This is a genomic window from Amycolatopsis halotolerans (genome assembly GCF_042647905.1).
GTDB classification, from domain to species: Bacteria; Actinomycetota; Actinomycetes; order Mycobacteriales; family Pseudonocardiaceae; genus Amycolatopsis; species Amycolatopsis halotolerans.
This window is the reverse complement of sequence record NZ_JBHRWI010000081.1, coordinates 128,376-144,978: the sequence shown is the minus strand read 5'-3', so window position 1 is coordinate 144,978 and position 16,603 is coordinate 128,376. Positions and strand designations below refer to the sequence as shown.

General features: G+C 69.2%; 19 protein-coding genes. 8 read left to right on the top strand and 11 right to left on the bottom strand.

The window, feature by feature from the left end:
- Positions 1-39 precede the first annotated feature (39 nt).
- The 4 genes from ACFORO_RS46445 to ACFORO_RS46430 form a co-directional block, all read right to left on the bottom strand.
- Positions 40-582, bottom strand: coding sequence for a toxin (locus tag ACFORO_RS46445; RefSeq protein ID WP_354735206.1), 543 nt, complete (start codon positions 580-582; stop codon positions 40-42).
- Positions 579-1,028, bottom strand: a complete 450-nt coding sequence (locus ACFORO_RS46440) for a helix-turn-helix domain-containing protein (RefSeq protein WP_354735204.1) — start codon at positions 1,026-1,028, stop codon at positions 579-581. Before ACFORO_RS46440 ends, ACFORO_RS46445 begins: the two co-directional genes overlap by 4 nt.
- Before the next feature lie 799 nt (positions 1,029-1,827).
- Entirely contained in the window at positions 1,828-2,382 is a 555-nt protein-coding gene (locus ACFORO_RS46435; protein ID WP_377875702.1) for an Rv1733c family protein, read from the bottom strand.
- A gap of 573 nt (positions 2,383-2,955) precedes the next feature.
- Positions 2,956-3,378, bottom strand: coding sequence for a hypothetical protein (locus tag ACFORO_RS46430; protein ID WP_344271917.1), 423 nt, complete (start codon positions 3,376-3,378; stop codon positions 2,956-2,958).
- Between the two features lie 318 nt (positions 3,379-3,696).
- Here ACFORO_RS46430 and ACFORO_RS46425 point away from each other — a divergent pair, with 318 nt between their 5' ends.
- Positions 3,697-4,290 (top strand): GNAT family N-acetyltransferase, encoded by a 594-nt coding sequence (locus ACFORO_RS46425; RefSeq protein WP_377875700.1) that lies wholly within the window; start codon positions 3,697-3,699, stop codon positions 4,288-4,290.
- Positions 4,223-4,738, top strand: a complete 516-nt coding sequence (locus ACFORO_RS46420; protein ID WP_377875698.1) for a TetR/AcrR family transcriptional regulator — start codon at positions 4,223-4,225, stop codon at positions 4,736-4,738. Before ACFORO_RS46425 ends, ACFORO_RS46420 begins: the two co-directional genes overlap by 68 nt.
- Here the strand turns inward: ACFORO_RS46420 and ACFORO_RS46415 are convergent.
- Positions 4,735-5,469 (bottom strand): enoyl-CoA hydratase-related protein, encoded by a 735-nt coding sequence (locus ACFORO_RS46415; RefSeq protein WP_377875696.1) that lies wholly within the window; start codon positions 5,467-5,469, stop codon positions 4,735-4,737. The two genes, ACFORO_RS46420 and ACFORO_RS46415, sit on opposite strands and share 4 nt — an antisense overlap.
- Complete coding sequence (locus tag ACFORO_RS46410) at positions 5,470-6,666, bottom strand: cysteine desulfurase-like protein (RefSeq protein ID WP_377875758.1); 1,197 nt, start codon at positions 6,664-6,666, stop codon at positions 5,470-5,472.
- A gap of 93 nt (positions 6,667-6,759) precedes the next feature.
- Between ACFORO_RS46410 and ACFORO_RS46405 the strand changes: the two genes are divergently transcribed.
- The gene (locus tag ACFORO_RS46405) at positions 6,760-7,392 is read left to right on the top strand and encodes a peptide deformylase (RefSeq protein ID WP_377875694.1); all 633 of its coding nucleotides are present in this window, start codon (positions 6,760-6,762) and stop codon (positions 7,390-7,392) included.
- An 86-nt stretch (positions 7,393-7,478) separates the two neighbouring features.
- A complete protein-coding gene (locus ACFORO_RS46400) occupies positions 7,479-8,303 on the top strand; it encodes an isocitrate lyase/PEP mutase family protein (RefSeq protein WP_377875691.1) in 825 nt (274 codons plus the stop codon).
- A gap of 495 nt (positions 8,304-8,798) precedes the next feature.
- Here ACFORO_RS46400 and ACFORO_RS46395 read toward each other — a convergent pair whose 3' ends face one another.
- The 3 genes from ACFORO_RS46395 to ACFORO_RS46385 are packed head-to-tail and all read right to left on the bottom strand — an operon-like array spanning position 8,799 to position 11,889.
- Entirely contained in the window at positions 8,799-9,290 is a 492-nt protein-coding gene (locus ACFORO_RS46395) for a methylated-DNA--[protein]-cysteine S-methyltransferase (RefSeq protein ID WP_377875689.1), read from the bottom strand.
- Entirely contained in the window at positions 9,287-10,765 is a 1,479-nt protein-coding gene (locus ACFORO_RS46390; protein ID WP_377875687.1) for an AlkA N-terminal domain-containing protein, read from the bottom strand. The genes ACFORO_RS46395 and ACFORO_RS46390 overlap by 4 nt, the downstream gene beginning before the upstream one ends.
- A gap of 50 nt (positions 10,766-10,815) precedes the next feature.
- The gene (locus ACFORO_RS46385; protein ID WP_377875685.1) at positions 10,816-11,889 is read right to left on the bottom strand and encodes a VanZ family protein; all 1,074 of its coding nucleotides are present in this window, start codon (positions 11,887-11,889) and stop codon (positions 10,816-10,818) included.
- A gap of 70 nt (positions 11,890-11,959) precedes the next feature.
- Here ACFORO_RS46385 and ACFORO_RS46380 point away from each other — a divergent pair, with 70 nt between their 5' ends.
- Positions 11,960-12,379: a DUF5709 domain-containing protein gene (locus tag ACFORO_RS46380; RefSeq protein WP_377875683.1), complete on the top strand. Its 420-nt coding sequence runs from the start codon at positions 11,960-11,962 to the stop codon at positions 12,377-12,379.
- Between the two features lie 72 nt (positions 12,380-12,451).
- Here the strand turns inward: ACFORO_RS46380 and ACFORO_RS46375 are convergent, their stop codons facing one another.
- Positions 12,452-13,336: a DUF3800 domain-containing protein gene (locus ACFORO_RS46375; protein ID WP_377875681.1), complete on the bottom strand. Its 885-nt coding sequence runs from the start codon at positions 13,334-13,336 to the stop codon at positions 12,452-12,454.
- A 128-nt stretch (positions 13,337-13,464) separates the two neighbouring features.
- On the opposite strand from ACFORO_RS46375, the gene ACFORO_RS46370 reads away from it, so the two are divergent.
- The 3 genes from ACFORO_RS46370 (at position 13,465) to ACFORO_RS46360 (ending at position 15,927) form a co-directional block, all read left to right on the top strand.
- On the top strand, positions 13,465-13,707 hold the full coding sequence (locus tag ACFORO_RS46370; RefSeq protein ID WP_354735189.1) for a hypothetical protein: 243 nt from the start codon (positions 13,465-13,467) through the stop codon (positions 13,705-13,707).
- A 970-nt stretch (positions 13,708-14,677) separates the two neighbouring features.
- Positions 14,678-15,217, top strand: coding sequence for a sigma-70 family RNA polymerase sigma factor (locus ACFORO_RS46365; protein ID WP_377875678.1), 540 nt, complete (start codon positions 14,678-14,680; stop codon positions 15,215-15,217).
- Positions 15,214-15,927: an anti-sigma factor family protein gene (locus tag ACFORO_RS46360; RefSeq protein ID WP_377875676.1), complete on the top strand. Its 714-nt coding sequence runs from the start codon at positions 15,214-15,216 to the stop codon at positions 15,925-15,927. The genes ACFORO_RS46365 and ACFORO_RS46360 overlap by 4 nt, the downstream gene beginning before the upstream one ends.
- On the opposite strand, the gene ACFORO_RS46355 is transcribed toward ACFORO_RS46360, so the two are convergent.
- Positions 15,920-16,603, bottom strand: a complete 684-nt coding sequence (locus tag ACFORO_RS46355; RefSeq protein WP_377896782.1) for an alpha/beta hydrolase family protein — start codon at positions 16,601-16,603, stop codon at positions 15,920-15,922. The genes ACFORO_RS46360 and ACFORO_RS46355 overlap by 8 nt on opposite strands.

Sequence of the window (16,603 nt, the reverse complement as noted above, 5' to 3'; positions counted from 1 at the left end):
CAAGGACGGCTCGTCGTCGCCAGGCGACGAGCCGTCCCCTCAAAGAAGCGACCGCTCAATCCGATCCAGAGGCTTCTCCCCAACCTCGGGAACCCCCGCAACCGGCTTGACCGGAGCACCCATCCGCTCGGAAAGCAGAAACGCGATGATCTCCGCCTCCTGCTCCTGCGCGTCATCGTAAGTAGCGCGCATCAACATATCCCGAACAATGTCCGGATCAAGATTGGGAAAAAGCGATCGGGCACTCTCGTCGTCCAACAGACCAGAACCGCGATGACAGCAGATGATGTGACCCAGCTCGTGCAAGATGATGTGCTCCTGGTGCGCCCCGGTGGTGTTGGCGTCGAAGAAGATCAGGTCCTCGCCCCGTGCGGCTACCCACATGCCGCACGGGTGCGAAGCCGGCATCGGGAGCGGCACGAGGGTGATCGGCCGTTCGCGGATCTCGCCGAGGCGCGCGCAGAGAGCGGCCAGGTCGTATTTCGGCGGAAGGCCGAGTTCGGCGATCCGCCGGGCGCCTTCGTCGCGCATCCGCCGCAGCTGCTCGCGCCGCTGCGGGGCTTCGGACGGGGTGCCGGTCACCGTGCCGCTTCGTCCGTGACCGGGGGCAGCCCCTGCATCTTGCGGTACTGGTCCATGATCGTGGTGATCGCCTGGAGGTTTTCCTCGCGCATGCCCGCCGCGCGCATCGCGACCGCCCGGACGCCCGCCTGGCGCATCGCCTCCACCGCGGCCAGCTCGGACAAGACCGACCCGGCGACCTCGTCGTCGAAGAAGTACGCGACGGACACCCCGAAGAATTTCGCCAGTGCGGCCAGCAGCTCCTGAGAAGGGTTGGTCCGTTTGCCGGTGCGCAGCTGAGACAAGTACACCGCGCCGACCTTCAGCTCCGGCGAGGCCCGCTTCAGTTCGGCTGCCACCTCGGCGTTCGTCCAGTGCCTTCCCTGCGGGCGCACCGTGCGGAACAGGTCGTCGAGTCTGGAGGCCAGGGTGGGCCGGGCATCCGCCGGCTGAATGTCTTCGGACATGCTGCTACGCCCCTCCAGTTGCAGCTGATTGCTCTCAGCTAAGGCGACTATCTCAGATTAGCTCACAGTTGACAATCGCCGGAGGGCTCCACAAGACTGTGCCTCGACGAGATAGCTGGTGGCTAACTCGCCACATCCGGGCAAGAGCGGCAGGCGTAGTACCGGCCCGGGGCGACGCTGGGGGTGTCGCCCCGCTCGGTCCGCCGAGCCGGGCCCGGAGGCAGTGGAACGCGACAGCGGACTGCCTCCGGGCCCAGCGAACTACGCCCGACCGTGCATCCATCGGGGTTGCGAATGTGGCCCGCCCGACTGCCGAGCGCGGTGCTGGCCGAGCAATCGCCGGGCCGCTTCCTGCTCGCGGACCTGGCGAACTTGGTCCGTTCGGTAGCGGATGACTTGCCGACGCGCTAGCCAGCAGCGACCGCGCAGGGCTGCTTCCGGTCCGCGCGATTCACGCTGGAGCGATGGCCCGGCGTGCCGATGGTCGAGCTGCCCAGAACGTTCCGTCGAGCACCGCTTCCGGCTTCGTGAACCGCACCCGTCCGCCGGAGGTCTTGCCAGGTTGCGCGGAGCGCTCCGGCAAGCCCCGCGGCCACCCTGCCCGCGAAGACGCGAGCGAGCCGGTCGCGGATTCGCGAACCGCATCCATCCATCGGAGGTCTTGCCAGGTCGTTCTGCTCAGGCAAGCGCAGTCCGCGAACGTGTCAGCGAACCGCTAACCGCATCCATCCGCCGGGGCACTTGCCAAGCCGCGCGGAACGCTCCGGCAAGCCCCGCGACCACCCAGCCCGCGAAAACCTCAGCGAACCGCTTCCGGCCCAGCGAACTGCGCCCACTCGGCAGCCCACCGCGCCGCGCGCCGATGGTCCAGCACTCGCCGCGCCACCCAGAACGCTCCGCCCAGCGCCGCGACCGCGCACAGCCAGCAGAAGGCCGCCACGAGCACGCCATTGGTGACCGCGTCCGCGTGCGTCAGCGGGGCGGTCGTCTGCTTGCCGGTGTCGTCGAGCCAGATGTCGGTGGTCGAACCCTCGGTCGCGGAAGCACTGGGCACCGTGATGATCCCGGTCCGCTGCACGCTGTTCGGCGGCTTCCAGACCGCGTTCACGCGCGCGGTGTTCGCGATCGGCGCGCTGTCGCCGACGGAAGCGGCCGGCTGCGCGGCGGTCGTGAGCACCGTGGCGGTGACCTGGTGCCGCGACTGCAGCTGCGCGTCCGACGCGGCGGTCTCGGCGGTGATGTCCGCGCTGCCGATCGTCATCGCGAACGGAATCGCGATGAGCGCCAGCAACGTGACGATCCCGGCGAACACGCCTTCGATCCGGTCCGACCGTCGCACGAGCGGGTTGCGCACGGCGCCGAGCCGTCGGAGCAATCGTTTGCCAGGGTGTGGTGGTCTGCCTGCCCGAGTCCTGTTCCGCATGGCTCCCATGGTCCTCTTTCGCGCGCGCGAGCGCTGTGTCCCGCACAACGTTTTTCACGTTTTTCCTGGGGATCCGGTGTGTTCCTGCTTACCTCCAGGGCAGGGGTTTACCCGTGTGGGTGACGACGAGCGGAGGGTGGGGCGGCGACGAGTGGTCCAGGCCAATGTCCGGCCGCGGCCGGGTGGCCCAGAGCATGTTGCCTGGATTGATCTTTCGCCGCGCTCGCCCGCGAATGGGTTGCCGCGCAGGCGGTTCCTTGCCGTCAACGTACGGTGGATCGTCCGATTCGCACGGTTCACGTTGACGGGCAAGCGATCCTGTGCCATCGCCGACGGGCGGCTGTGTGCCGGATGTTCGCGAGGAGGCAACCTCGGGTTTCCCTCGCGGACGGCTCGGGCAGGCTTGCTCGCCCGAGCCGTCGCGAAATACCTTGCCGCTGTTCATCCCGGAATCAGGCATTGCCGGTCACAAACCGAGGAGCAATCCCGATATCCGGGAACCATTCAGTCGACCAGTCGAATCGTGGCGGTCGGGCTGTGTGAACGCCGCCGGGTGATCCCGTGTTCGGCGACGATTCCGAGTTGGATGCTGCGATCGGCGGGCGCCCAGTAGCCCGTGCGCACGAAATAACCGTCCATTGTGCAGAGCCGGTTCGCGCTCTTGCGGGAACTGATCGTCTCCCAGCCCCATTGCCGTCCGGTCTCCTCGACGCCGTTGCGCCGCACGTGCAGCCGCGGGTTCCCGATCTCCCGGCAGTACGCGCTGCCGTCCGCGATGTACAGCACGCCGTCGACCTTGTAGAACCTCTTGCCGTCCAACAGGCTCACCTGGCCGGACAGGGTGAAGTGCACCCTGCCGCCATTGGCCCCGTCCATCGTCCAGTCGAGACAGAATTCCTTCGTCGGAACTTCGAGTGACTGGGTCATGGCCGTGTCTCCTTTGCTCGCATGTCGGAGCGTCCAGGAAAATATAAGGAAGAAACGGGTGTCCGGCAGGTATCGGGAACCGTTTTCACCCAAAGAGGCCCAGCGAACACGCATCGTGGTCAACGCCCGATTAATCGGTGGAATTACCGCCGATGGGGTATAGCGGATACGATAAGTGAATTCGTCTTGCCCGAAACCGGTGGCCGTCCGGCGGTCCCGGGGCCCGCGGACCGCGCGGGCCGTGTCGGCAGCGTGACATCTCCCATGACGCTTGTCATAGCCGAAGCCGTGTGCCACCCTCGGGTTATGACGACTGTCATGACCGCCGTGCGACCGGCCACCGCCGGTTCCGCGGCCGATCTCGTCCGCGCCTGCTCGCCGGAATCGCTGAGCCGCCGGTTCACCCTCGGCGGCCCGATCGACCCGGAGACGGTCCTGTCCCGGTACCGGCGTTTCCTCCTCGCCGGCACCCCGCTCATCGCCGAGGTTTCCGGCGCGCCCGCCGGGCTGCTGAACGCGGTTCCGGAGGACGGCCGCCGCGTCGAGCTGGGCCTTCTCGTCGCCGACGGGTGGCAGCGGCGGGGCATCGGCCGCGGCCTGGTCAGGCTGGCCGCCGAGCAGTGGCGGGACTGGACGCTGCACGCCACTGTGCAGGAGGGCAACGTCGCCGCGGAAGGACTGCTCCGGGCGTGCGGGTTCCGCTTCGCCCCGGGGTACGGCGGCGAGAACGAGTACGAGCTGACGGTCACGGAGGAGACGCTCGATGACGGAACGGCCGGCGCGCGACCGGATGGTCTTCAGCGCTGCGCAGTTGCTGCGTACGCAAGGTCTGAGCGGCACCGGTATGCGCGAGGTGGTAGCGCATGCCGAGGCACCACGGGGGTCACTGCAGCACTACTTCCCGGGCGGTAAGGAACAGCTGTTCGGCGAAGCGATCGACTGGGCTGGCCGCTACGCCGCGCGTCGCGTGACGCGCGCGATGGACTCCCTGACGGACCCGACGCCGTCGGCGCTCTTCGCCGCGGTTGTCGAGTACTGGCGCGCGGAGTTCGTCGAGATCGGCTACGACTACGGCTGTCCGTTAGTCGCCACAGTCACCGACACGGCAGCATCGAGCGAACCGTTGCGCGAGCGTGCGAACGACGCCTTCGTGCAGTGGCGGAAGCCCATCGTGTCCGCGCTGGAGCAGATGGGCGTACCGGCTGCCCGCGCTGCTTCGTTGGCAGTGTTGATGATCAGTGCGCTTGAAGGGGCCTTGGTGTTGGCGCGCGTGGAGCACGCGGTGGCGGCGCTCGACACCGTCGTCGAGGAACTAGGTCCAGTTCTCGATGCCGCGGTGGACAAGCGCCGCCGTCGCTAGCGCCGGTCGAGCTTCGCGCGCAACGTGGCGACAGTAGCCGGGTCGTGCAGCAGTTCGGCGAAGTGCTTGGACTCCGACTCCATTCGCTCCTCGACGCTCAGGTCAGTGCGGTCATGCAACAGTGCGCGTGTCGCCGTCACCGCGCGCACCGATCGGGTGGCGAGCGTTGCGACGCGTTCCTCGACGCGCTTGCTGAGCGCTGTCACATCAGGGAGCACTTCGTTGACCAACCCGAGTTGCGCCGCCTCGACCGCAGGCAGCCGTTCTCCGAACAGCAGTAGCTCCGTCGCGCGCTGTGGACCGACTCGGCGCGGCAGCGCGTAACTGCTGCCGAACTCCGGCACCAGTCCCAACGGCACGAACGGGAACTGCAGGTAGCTGCGTTCGGTGGCGTAGACGAGGTCGCAGTGCAGCAGCAGGGTCGCGCCGATGCCGACAGCCGGACCGTCAACCGATGCGACCACTACCGCCTGCGTCGCGAGCAATGCCTCCTGAAAGACCCGCGCGGGCGTCTTCGTGCTGTCTCCTGCTTCGTGGGCAAGGAAGTCGCCGAGGTCGTTACCCGCCGTGAACGCACCGCCAGCTCCGCTCAGTACGGCGATAGGCGTGCGGACAGCGTCGAAGGCGTCGGCGAGGGCGACGTACATCGCCTTCGTGAGCGCGTTCCGCTTCTCCGGCCGATTGATGGTGACGGTGGTGACCTGTCCGTCGACAGTCGTCTCGATGCTCATTCACAGCTCCGCAACAGCAGCGAGCAGCAGATCGACTTCCGCTGCAGTCGTGTACGGCGCGATGCCAGCGCGTACGGCACCAGCGTCGCCGAGACCGAGATGCCGTGCGCACTCGATGGCGTAGAACGTCGAAGCAGGCGCGTTGATCCCGCGCGCTCCGAGACACTCGTACACAGCCTGCGGCGGCAGGCCGGTGACTGAGAACAACACTGTCGGCGTACGGCGGCGCGTCGGTGAGCCGTAACGGACGACGCGCGGCAGCGCAGCCAGACCGTCTTCCAACCGCTGCAGCAGTGCGTCTTCGTGGGCTTCGAGCGCTGTAAGCGACGTACGCAAACGCTCGCGACGGCTGCCTTCGCTCGGCACGAGCCCAGCGAGGAAGTCGATGGCCGCGGTAGTGCCTGCGAGGAGTTCGTACGGCAACGTACCCAGCTCGAAACGCTCCGGAACAGCGTTGCTCGACGGCAGCAGCTTGTCCGGCTGCAGTGTCTCCAGAAGATCGGGCGCGGCGGCGAGAAGACCGAGGTGCGGGCCGAGGAACTTGTACGGCGAGCAGGCGTAGAAGTCAGCGCCCAGTGCGGCGATGTCGACCGGCGAGTGCGGCGTCAGATGCACGCCGTCCACATAGCTCAGCGCGCCTGCTTCGCGCACCGCGTCGGTAATCGCCGAGATGTCCGGACGTGTGCCGAGCAGGTTCGACGCCGCCGTGACCGCGACCAGTCGCGTCCGGTCAGTGAGCAGCTCGGTAATCGCTGACGTCGGCAGCTCGCCGGTCTCCGGATCGAAGTCGGCCCAGCGAACAGTCGCGCCGCGCGCTTCGGCGGCCTGCACCCACGGCCGGACGTTGGCGTCGTGGTCCAGCCGGGTGACCACGATCTCGTCGCCAGGGCCCCAGTTCTTCGCGAGCGTGCGGGAGAAGTCGTAGGTCACCTGGGTCATGCTGCGCCCGAACACGACGCCTTCCGGCCGTGCGCCGAGCAGGTCAGCGACGGCCTGGCGGGCTTCGCGCACGACGCCGTCCGCACGGCGCTCCGCCGCTGTGACGGTGCCGCGGTTCGCGATAGCGGCGCAGAGGGTCGAGGACACTGCTTCGCCGACCACGTCCGGTACCTGGGAGCCGCCAGGTCCGTCGAAGTGGGCAGCGCCGCTCTCGAGCGCGGGGAAGTGCTTGCGGATCGCGTTCACGTCGTAGGCCACGGCTGCCAGCTTGCCTGATCCCCGGGCGAGTGTCGTGCTCCGCGCGGGTGCGATCATGCCGCTGTCCCGTTGCCCTTGGAGAGGGGTCCGCCGGTGCTCGCCGAAGAGGTCGAAAAACTGCTCGCCCAGCCGTTGCCGTGGCCGATCGTGCAGGCAGGAGACCCAGTGCTGCGCGCAGCGGCCCGTCCGTACGACGGCGAGCTGAGCGACGGGATATTCTCCGCGTTGATCGAGGGCATGAAGGAGACCATGCACGCCGCACCCGGCGTCGGCCTCGCTGCGCCGCAGATCGGCCTGTCGGTGCGGATCGCTGTTGTCGAAGACGGTGCCCGCGAACGTCCAGGTGTCGCCGAATCCACCCTCGCCACCCGCGGGATCGCCCCGCTGCCGTTCCGCGTGCTGGTGAACCCCACGTACACCCGAGTGGGCGACGAAACCGCCGCGTTCTTCGAAGGCTGCCTCAGCGTGCGCGGCTGGCAGGCCGTCGTCGCCCGAGCCCTGCGGATCCGCCTTCGCGGCAGCGACGAAACCGGTGCGGCCCTGGACGAGGAATTGTCCGGCTGGCCAGCACGAATCGTCCAACACGAGACCGATCACCTGCACGGAATCCTGTATCTGGACCGAGCCGAGTTGCGCTCGCTGTCCACTCACGAAGCCGTCGCCCGTCGCTGGACCCAGCCGACCCCCGCCGATGCCGCCCGCGAACTGGGCTTCGACCTTCCCTGATTTCTTCGGCACCGTTTTTGTCGGTGCCCGCTGATACGTTCCTCCGCAGTTGCCCCGGCCGGGGCTCGCTACTGGGGAGGAACCTCGTGAACTCGTTGCAAGACAAGGCAAATCTCTTCCGCGAACTGCACGCCGCGGACGTCCTCGTGCTGCCGAACGCCTGGGACGCGGGCAGCGCGGTCGCCATCGAACGCGCCGGCGCCCCAGCGATCGCCACCACCAGCGGAGGCGTCTCCTGGGCCCTGGCAAGAGGCGACGGCCAACACCTCTCCCGCGCCGAGATGCTGTCGGTCATCGCGCAAATCGCCGCAGCCGTAGAAGTCCCGGTGACTGCCGACGTAGAAGGCGGCTATGGCCTAGCCCCCTCCGCCGTCGCGGAAACCGTGACCGGTGTAGTCGAGGCCGGAGCGGTAGGCGTGAACCTGGAAGACTCCCGCGCTGGAACCCTGACCCTCTTCACCCCAGACGAACAGGCAGAACGCTTCACCGCAGCCCGAGCCGCCGCGGCGACGGCCGGCCTCTCGGAGCTGTGGATCAACGCGCGGACGGATGTGTACCTGTTCGGAATCGGCGAACCCGCCGGCCGCTTCGACGATGTCCTGACCCGAGCCCGCGTCTACGCCGACGCCGGAGCGGACAGCATCTTCGTCCCCGGCCTGGTGGACGTCGAAGTCTTGGCAGAACTGGCGAAGTCCTCGCCGATTCCCGTGAGCGCCATGGCCGGACCGGGCGCACCCCCGGTGTCCGACCTCGCTGCGGCCGGAGTGCGCCGGGTGAGCGTGGGAACGTCGATCGCCCAGGCGGCTTACTCGCTTGCCCACCACGCAGCGGCCGAGGTGCTGAAGCAGGGGACTTACGGGGAGGTGACTGGTGCACTGGACTTCGGAACGGTGAACGGCTGGTTCAACTGAACCCGGCCACGGTTTGGTCGGAACCGCTTGGCGCTGACTCTTGTTGCGAGTCTTGCTGCGGCGGCCCACATCGGCTCGACCCTTGCTGGGTGGGCCGAGTCCCGGTCACGGCTGGTCCCGGGATGGCTGAGCCGAGCCGAGCCGCTCGGGCCTGGCCCCGATCGGAGTTGGGCGATGCCCGGCGTGGTCTGAGTTGGCGCAGTTCAGGCTGAGCCGAGTCGGTCTGCTCGCCAAACCCCGTTCGGAGCCGAGCAGCTCATCCACCCAGCCCAGCTCCGAGCGGAATCAGGTCACCTGGCCCGGCCGGAGTCGGCGCAACCAGCCCGGCGAGTCAGCCCAGGGAGCCTGCCCCGGCGTGCGCTAATCCGTCCAGCCCAAGCCAAGTCGCTCCAATCCACCCGGCCCGACCTGAGCCAGCCAGCCGAGCCCGAAACAAAGCCCGCGCCGCAACCCTGCCGCCCGACCCGCAACCCTGCCGCCCGATCCGACCTCGACTCACCCCGCAACCAACCGCCCGCCCCGCTCCAATTCCAGCAACCTCCGCTTGCATTCCACCCCAGCCGCGTAGCCGGTCAGCGATCCGTCGCTGCCCAGCACCCGGTGGCACGGCACCACGATGCCGATGGGGTTCCGGCCGTTCGCCAGGCCGACCGCACGGGACGCCGTCGGGCGGCCGATCGATTCTGCCAGCTCTCGGTAGGTCGTCGTCTCGCCGTACGGGATCCGCAGAAGCGCCCGCCACACCGTCTCTTGGAAAGGAGTGCCACTGAAAGCTAACGGAAGTTCGAACTCGACCCGGTCACCGGCGAAGTACTCGTGCAGCTGACGCGTCGCCGCGCCGAACGGGCGGTCGTCCCGGTCGCCGAAGGCGGCGCGTGGCGGGCGGTACTGCTCGTCGCCGATGTACAAGCCGGCGAGGCCGCCGTCGCGGGCCATGAGGGTCAGCGGGCCTTCGGGACTGTCGATGACGGTGTGCACCACAGTCATGCCGACACCGCGGGAATCCGGTTGATCGGGTGGTCACCGGTCGCCCAGAGGTGCTGGACCGCGTACGCGCGCCACGGCTGCCACCGGCTGGCGTGTGCGATCAACGCGCCTGGACTCGTTGGCAGGCCTAGGGTTTCGGCGGCGATCTTCACGCCCAAGTCGGTCGCGACGAAGGCGTCCGGATCGCCGAGGGCGCGCATGGCGATGCTCTCCACCGTCCACGGGCCGAAACCCGGCAGCGCGGCCAACTGTGCGCGGGCGTGGACCCAATCACCGCCTGCGGTCAGGTCGACGTCGCCGGAGACCAGAGCCGACACCAGACCCAGCAGGGTCGCGCGGCGCGACTTCGGCATCGCCAGCGTTTCCGGGTCCAGGTCGGCCAGCGACTCGGGCGACGGGAACAGGTGCGTCAGGCCGCCTTCCCGGTCCTCGATCGGGGTGCCGTGCGCCAGGACCAGGCGCGCTGCGTGGGTACGGGCGGCTGCGGTCGAGACCTGCTGACCGAGGACAGCCCGCACGGCGAACTCGGCCGAGTCGGTCGTGCGCGGGACGCGCCTGCCTGGAGCGGCGGCGACCAGGGGAGCGAGGGTCGGGTCTGCGGCGAGTTGCTCGTCGACCGCGACGGGGTCGGCGTCCAGGTCCAGCAGCCAGCGGCAGCGGCTGATCGCGGCGGCCAGGTCGCGCAGGTCGGTGAGGCTCAGGCGGCACGCGACGTGGTCCGGCTCCGGGCGGAGCGACACGACGCCGTGGCCGTGCGGGAGTCGGAGCGTGCGGCGGTAAGCGCCGTCGTGCCATTCCTCGACGCCCGGGACCGCGGTGGCGATCAGGTGCCCGAACAGGTTGTCCGGGCACAGCGGACGGCGGAACGGGAGCCGCAGCGACAGCACGCCCGGCGACTTGGTCCGCTTGCCGCCGCGTACGCGGGAGCGCAGTTCGCTCGGTGTCAGCGCGAAGACGGCCCGCACGGTTTCGTTGAACGTCCGGATGCTGGAGAACCCCGCGGCGTGCGCGATATCGCTCATCGGCATCGTGGTGGTTTCGATCAGCAGCCGGGCGGTCTCGGCGCGCTGGGCCCGGGCGAGCGCGAGCGGTCCCGCGCCGAGTTCGGCCCGCACCTGGCGTTCGATCTGCCGCACGCTGTATCCGAGCCGCGCGGCGAGCCCCTGCACGCCTTCCCGGTCGACGACCCCGTCGCCGATCAGGCGCATCGCGCGAGCGACGACGTCGGCGCGTTCGTTCCACAGCGGAGAACCGGGCGAAGCGTCGGGCCGGCAGCGTTTGCAGGCGCGGAATCCGGCGGCCTGCGCGGCGGCCGCGCTCGGGTAGAAGCGCATGTTCTCGACCTTGGGCGGCACCACCGGACAGCTCGGCCGGCAGTAGATCCGCGTGGTCAGCACCGCGGTGAAAAACCACCCGTCGAACCGGTCGTCCTTCGACTGCACCGCGCGGATACAGCGTTCAGTGTCCTCGTACACGCCGACCAGTCTGCCCCGCCGCACGCACGAAACCTCGCGAAAAAACGACATCACCCTGGCGGGGCAACCGGCTCCCGGACCGCGGCTCGCGTGTCGACGACGGACAACCGGCACACCAGCCCGGTCAGGCCCCGATGTCCCCGAGTGAAGACCATGAACACCAGATGCGCCAGCAGCCACAGCGACGTCCACCCGGAGTCCAAGCCGACCAGAATGAAATAACCGCCCGAACCGATCAGGAACCGGAGGATCGACTGCAGCACCGACGGCGGCCGTCCGTCCGCGCGCACCACAGTCAGCATGACCGCGCGCTGACCAGGCGTCGCGCCGTTGCCCATCAGCGGCACGATCAGCAGCAGAACCCCAGTGGGCACCCACCGGCCAAGGACGTCGTCGATCAGCGTGTTGTTCTGCAGCGTCCCCTTCGTGACGTACTGCACCGCGAGCGCGATCATGCTCAGCACGACGCCCACCAGCGTGACCGAGATCAGATCGAGCACCATGCCCAGCAGCCGCCGCCGGGCGAGGACCGGACGCGGTTCGTCGGCCGGACGCAGCCGTCCGGAACGGCGCAGCACAGGAGCGAGAAGCGCGCCGATCCCCGCGCCGACGGTGTTCGACAGCAGGTCGCCGGTGTCGAACAGCCGGTAGGGGCACTCCATCAGGAACCACACGCCGGTCAGCTGGGTCGTCTCGATGGCGAGCGACACGAAGAACCCGCTGACGATCGCGAACCCGATGCTCCGCCCGAACAACCGCCGCAGGAACACGCCCCACGGCACGAAGAACGCGACGTTGAACAACACCTGCCGCAGCGCTGGATTATCCAGCAGTCCGGTGTTGAACTGCTTCATGTCTTCGAGGAACTGAAGCGGATTCCACACCGGATGCCGCAGCGATTCGTGCGCCGCGCAGTACGCCGCGTTGACGTCAGGCAGCGGCAGCAGCGTGTAGGTGACCAGCGCGAAGCAGTACACGAGGAAGGCCGGCGCGGCGATCGCGCGCAGCAGCCCGAGCTCGCCGCGTTTGCGATAGCTGACCGCCACGTACGGCACCACCAAAACGAACGCCAGCCCGAATCCGGCGAACACGGCGATCAGCGTGGGACCGCTCCACTGAGTCATCGTTCCTCCACCCGGCGTGAGCGCACAGGCTAGCGGGCGGCAGTAACCTGGGCACGCGGAAGGAGGAGCAGTGGACGACGACATCGAAGACAACGCCGACACCGGCGTGCTGGATCCCGAAGACACCTTGGAGGACAGCGACCCGTACGACGAGGGGTATTCGCCTCCGGAACGTCCGCTCGCGACCCGCGACTGGGGCACCACCGCCGCCGAAGAAGCCACCGGGGAAAGCTGGGCAGGCCGGCTGGCCCGCGAACTCCCGGAGATCCGGGCCACCGAAGGCGACGGCCTCGGCGATACTGACGACACCGATGGCGAACTGGTCGACGACGAGGTCGGCGACTTCCGCGCGGGCCGTCTGGTCGCCTCCAACGCAGGCTTCGGCCCCGACACCGAGGCTGAGCTGTATGCCTCGGACATCGGGATCGACGGCGGCGCGGCATCGGCCGAGGAGGCCGCCGTGCACGTCGTCAACCCGCGGGATCTGTGACCCCTTCGCGGGGGTGCATTTTGTAAGCCAGCCGGGATTCGCTGAATCAGCGGCCGGGAGTGCGGCGTGTGACTAGTCCGCCGGATCCCCGATCCAGACCGACGCCGGAAGCACATACGGCCGCAGCAGCTTGACCAGCTCCGCGTCCCCGTCGCCGTGCAGGGTTTCCTCGGTCAGCCGCCGGGCGACTCCGGCCAGGAAATCGGCGATCTGGACCCGCGGTTCGGACTTCGAGTCGACGAACTGCCATCGCGGCGCCGGATCGAGCAGTTGGGCAAGCCGCGCCTGGGTGAGGGACGGCTGCTCGTCATGGATGACGTTTTCCGGCCGCCAGAACGCGATCGTGTCGGCGAGGGCGGGCATCAACGGATCGAGCGGCGGGACGAGGCCCGGGGTGGCGAGGAGTTCGTCGCGTAGGGCGGTCACATGCGGGCGGGCCGCGACCAGATCGCCGAGGACGTCCGTCTGGGCGAAGAATTCGTCGGGACTGGTCGCGGGGAGGCGGCGGTTCGAGGTGCGCAACAGTCCGGTGAACGAGCGCAGGAATTCGGTCCAGCGGCGAGGGCCGTGGAGCCGCGGACCGTCTCGGTGCAGGGCACGGGCGCGGACGTCCGGACGGTGTCGCAGGCATTCCGGGTAAGGGGTCTGGTCAACGAGCAGGTCGACGATTTTGCCCGCGAGGAACAACGCCTTGTCGACGAGCAGCACGCTGGCGACGTCGGCGAGGGGTTCGGTGAGCAGCCACTCCAGAGCGGCGCGGTTTTTGGCGCGCAGGAGGTGGTTGGCTTTGTACTCGAGGGCGGGGGAACCGATGAGTTCCCGCAGCCGCGCAACGCATTCAGCGGCGTCCGCGGGTTCCAGCCGGACGGCGGCGTGCGCGAATACCGCGGTGTTCGCGCCGATCAGATTCACGCCCTCCGAACCGGATTCGTCGCACGCGATCGTCTGCGGCCGCACGAGGTCAGATCCTGCCAGGTCGTCGAGGCGAGGGCGACCCCATTTCCCCAGGGGACCCCTGAGGTGGATTCCCGGATGTGCTGACGGTCCCGGACGATTCACCATGATGGGGACGGAGGGAGCCGGTCATGGTGCTCGTCGAGGAGGACGTACACGCACTGGACGACGTCCGGCGCGGGCTGGTGGTGGTCCACAACGGATTCGCCGGGGCCGCGGAATGCTACCTGTGGTCGGTCGGCGGGCGGGTGCCGCTGTGGGAAACGCAGGCGATGGACCGCCTGCGCCGCAGGGGCCTGGTGAGAATCGCCCGCCGCAGGGGAGCTCCGGCGAGCCCGGTGGTGCTGACCGACCTCGGTGCGGCTGCCGCTTGAGTCCTTTGTGGATAGTGGGGTGCTTGCGCGGCGAGGTCGGAAGCAACGGACTCGGTGGCCCGCGATTCGTGTCGAGCCGTCGTGCCGGAGGGACCGTCCGTTCGCTCCCGGCCAACGCATTGTGCGAGGCGGGGTGCCAGTTCGGCGGATGTCTGCTGACGTGATGGCTGGTCGCGGCCTCCCGCCGCCGGAGATTCTGTGCGATGACAGGCCTGCTTCTGCGGAAGTATGCTCCGCCGCGAGGCGTTGACCGCCGCGACCGCCGCGACCGCCGCGACCGCCGCGAGGCGTTGACCAGGGTGATGGCTGCGAGTGCCGAACATCCTTGGACGTTGCAGCACCGCTTCGGCCGCGAAGGTGCGACAGCGTGGCGTCGGTGAGAGTCGTCGCCACTCGCCACCGGCGTCCCGTCGACACCGGATGGCCGGGAGCGAAACGGCCCAGGGTGCCCCGGAGCCGCCGGGAGGGCGGTGTGCGCAGCGCTCCCGGCGGCTCCAGGGCGGTCGGGCGGCCGGGACGGTGATCCCAGTGCACGGCACCGGCGTGCGCCGACCTGGTGAGCAAGCCTTCCGGCTGGATCAATTTCGAACTTAGCCCAGGTCCGGGGCCCGCAGGCGGTGCGTTCCCCGATCGTGTCGGCGGAACCACGCGGGTGGGCGGGTATCGATCGGGGAAGCGGCGCTCAGCGCGGGAAGACGTCGGGGCGGGAGCGGGGCCAGGCCGGGGAGCTGCACTGATCGGGGAAGCGGCACCGAGGGCGCTCGGTGCGACGCGGTGCCCAGAGCGGTAGGCGCGGAGATGGGAAGCCGTGTTGATCAGGCGGCCGCGAAGCCATGCTGCGAGCGAAGCAGCGCCCAGCACCGAAGAAACAAAAAGAAGCGAACACCACCAGAAAAGGACCGCCACCGGGTAGGAAGCAACACAGCGCCAGCGCGCGACAATCGGCCTCGGTCGGGAGGATGATCGGGGCATGGCCGGGTTCAGGGCTCGTCATCGGCGGGCGGTTGCGGACGAGGCGCTGGTCCGCGCGCTTTTCGAGGAGCACGGCCGCGCGATGCTCGCCTACGCCACCCGGCTGCTCGGCGATCGCGCGGCGGCGGAGGATGTGGTGCAGGAGGCGCTCGTCCGTGCGTGGCGCAGTCCGGACAGTCTGGTCAACGGGCGCGGGTCGGTGCGCGGCTGGTTGCTGACTGTGGTGCGGAACCTCGTGATCGACCGGTTCCGGGCCAAGGAGGCGCGGCCGCAGGAGGTGGCCGAGTCTCCGGCTAGCGGGCCGGTCGAGCGGGATCACGCGGATCAGGTCGTCGACTCGATGGTGGTGCTCGCCGCGCTGGACGGGCTGTCTCCGGAGCATCGCGAGGTGCTCGAGCAGATGTATCTGCAGGGGCGGAGCGTCGCCGAAGCGGCTGAGCGGCTCGGGATTCCTCCGGGCACGGTGAAGTCCCGCTCGTATTACGGGTTGCGGGCGTTGCGGGACGAGTTCCGGCGAGCGGAAGGAGTGGCCGGATGAACACTGCCGACGAACACGTCGACCTGGCGGGATACCTGTCCGGTCAGCTCGCCTCGGGCGAGCAGCGCGACGTCGAGGCGCATCTCGACGGCTGCGAGCGCTGCCGGGCCGAGGCCGCGTCTCTGCGCGAGGTGCAGAGTTTCCTCGGCGAATTGCCGCCGGAGGCGTTGCTGGAGGGGCCGCCGGTGGGTGCGGACCTGGTGATGCGGCGGACCGTCGACCGGGTTCGCGCGGAGTCGCGCGCGCAGGCTGGGCGGGGGCGCTCGATGGCGGTCGTCGCGGCGGTCGTGGTGGCCGCGGTCGCGGTGAGCGTCGGGGTGCTGGTGGGACGCAACTGGTCTGGGCCTGCGGTGGCGCTGCCGACTACGCAGCCGCCGCCTTCGTCGACCAGCGTGGTTCCTGGCACGAAGGTCATTTCCGGTGCGGACGCGAGCGGGCAGACCCGGCTCACCGCGAGCATCGTCCCGGAGACCGGGTGGGTGCGCGTGGACGGCTCGGTGACCGGCATTCCGGCTGGGCAGAAATGCCTGCTCGTAGTCCTCAGCAAGGACGGCCAGCGCCAGGTCGCGGGCGGCTGGATGGTGTCGGAGCGGGCGGCGCGGGATGGTGCCTATCTCTACGGCACGGCGGTCGTCGACCCGGCTCAGGTGGCGGCAGTGGTCATCGAGAACACGGCCGGGCACCGGTTTGTGGAGGCGGACGTCAGCTGAACCGCCGGTCGAGCCATTCGCGGACGGGCTGCCACGGCTCGTCGGCCGGGTCGATCAGGCGGAAGTGGTCGACGCCGGGGAGTTCGACGTAGTCCACGTCGTCGCCAGCCACCTTCGCCGCGGCCACGTAGTCGCGGCTGTGCGCGACCGGGACCCGGACGTCGGCGTCGCCTTGGACGACCAGTTGCGGGCAGCCGATCGGGACCTGCCGGATAGGCGAGGCCGCGGGGTCGTTGCCGGTCAGGAACAGTCCGGCGGCGCCTTCGCCCAACTCCTCGGCTCGCGCGCGGGGGACGTCGGTGATGGGGGCCAGCGCGACGACGCCGGAGAGCGCGCCGCCGGCCAGCAGGGCCAGGTGTCCGCCCGCGGAGTGTCCGATCGCGACAGTCGGCAGCGCGGCGGGGCGTTCGACGGCGGCGATCGCGGCGAGCACGTCGTCCAGGGTTTGCGGCCAGCCGCCGGTGTCGCCGTCGATGCGCCGGTACTCGACGTTCGCCACGTACCAGCCCGCAGCCACGAGGTCGGCCGCCATCGGGTCGAGCTGGTGCAGGTCGTGCCGGGCGCGCCACCATCCGCCGTGCAGCAGGACGGCGGTGCCCCGCCCGCCCGGAGTCCCGTGGAGTTCGACGAACTGGCTGGGCTCGCTGCCGTAGCGGAGGGTTTCCATGCTGGCCAT

Coding starts and splice junctions, on each gene's coding strand:
- ACFORO_RS46355 (WP_377896782.1), bottom strand. CDS start 16,603: ATGGCCAGCATGGAAACCCTCCGCTACGGCAGCGAGCCCAGCCAGTTC.
- ACFORO_RS46385 (WP_377875685.1), bottom strand. CDS start 11,889: ATGACTCAGTGGAGCGGTCCCACGCTGATCGCCGTGTTCGCCGGATTC.
- ACFORO_RS46370 (WP_354735189.1), top strand. CDS start 13,465: ATGGTGCTCGTCGAGGAGGACGTACACGCACTGGACGACGTCCGGCGC.
- ACFORO_RS46425 (WP_377875700.1), top strand. CDS start 3,697: ATGACCGCCGTGCGACCGGCCACCGCCGGTTCCGCGGCCGATCTCGTC.
- ACFORO_RS46420 (WP_377875698.1), top strand. CDS start 4,223: ATGCGCGAGGTGGTAGCGCATGCCGAGGCACCACGGGGGTCACTGCAG.
- ACFORO_RS46365 (WP_377875678.1), top strand. CDS start 14,678: ATGGCCGGGTTCAGGGCTCGTCATCGGCGGGCGGTTGCGGACGAGGCG.
- ACFORO_RS46395 (WP_377875689.1), bottom strand. CDS start 9,290: ATGACTGTGGTGCACACCGTCATCGACAGTCCCGAAGGCCCGCTGACC.
- ACFORO_RS46415 (WP_377875696.1), bottom strand. CDS start 5,469: ATGAGCATCGAGACGACTGTCGACGGACAGGTCACCACCGTCACCATC.
- ACFORO_RS46360 (WP_377875676.1), top strand. CDS start 15,214: ATGAACACTGCCGACGAACACGTCGACCTGGCGGGATACCTGTCCGGT.
- ACFORO_RS46430 (WP_344271917.1), bottom strand. CDS start 3,378: ATGACCCAGTCACTCGAAGTTCCGACGAAGGAATTCTGTCTCGACTGG.
- ACFORO_RS46440 (WP_354735204.1), bottom strand. CDS start 1,028: ATGTCCGAAGACATTCAGCCGGCGGATGCCCGGCCCACCCTGGCCTCC.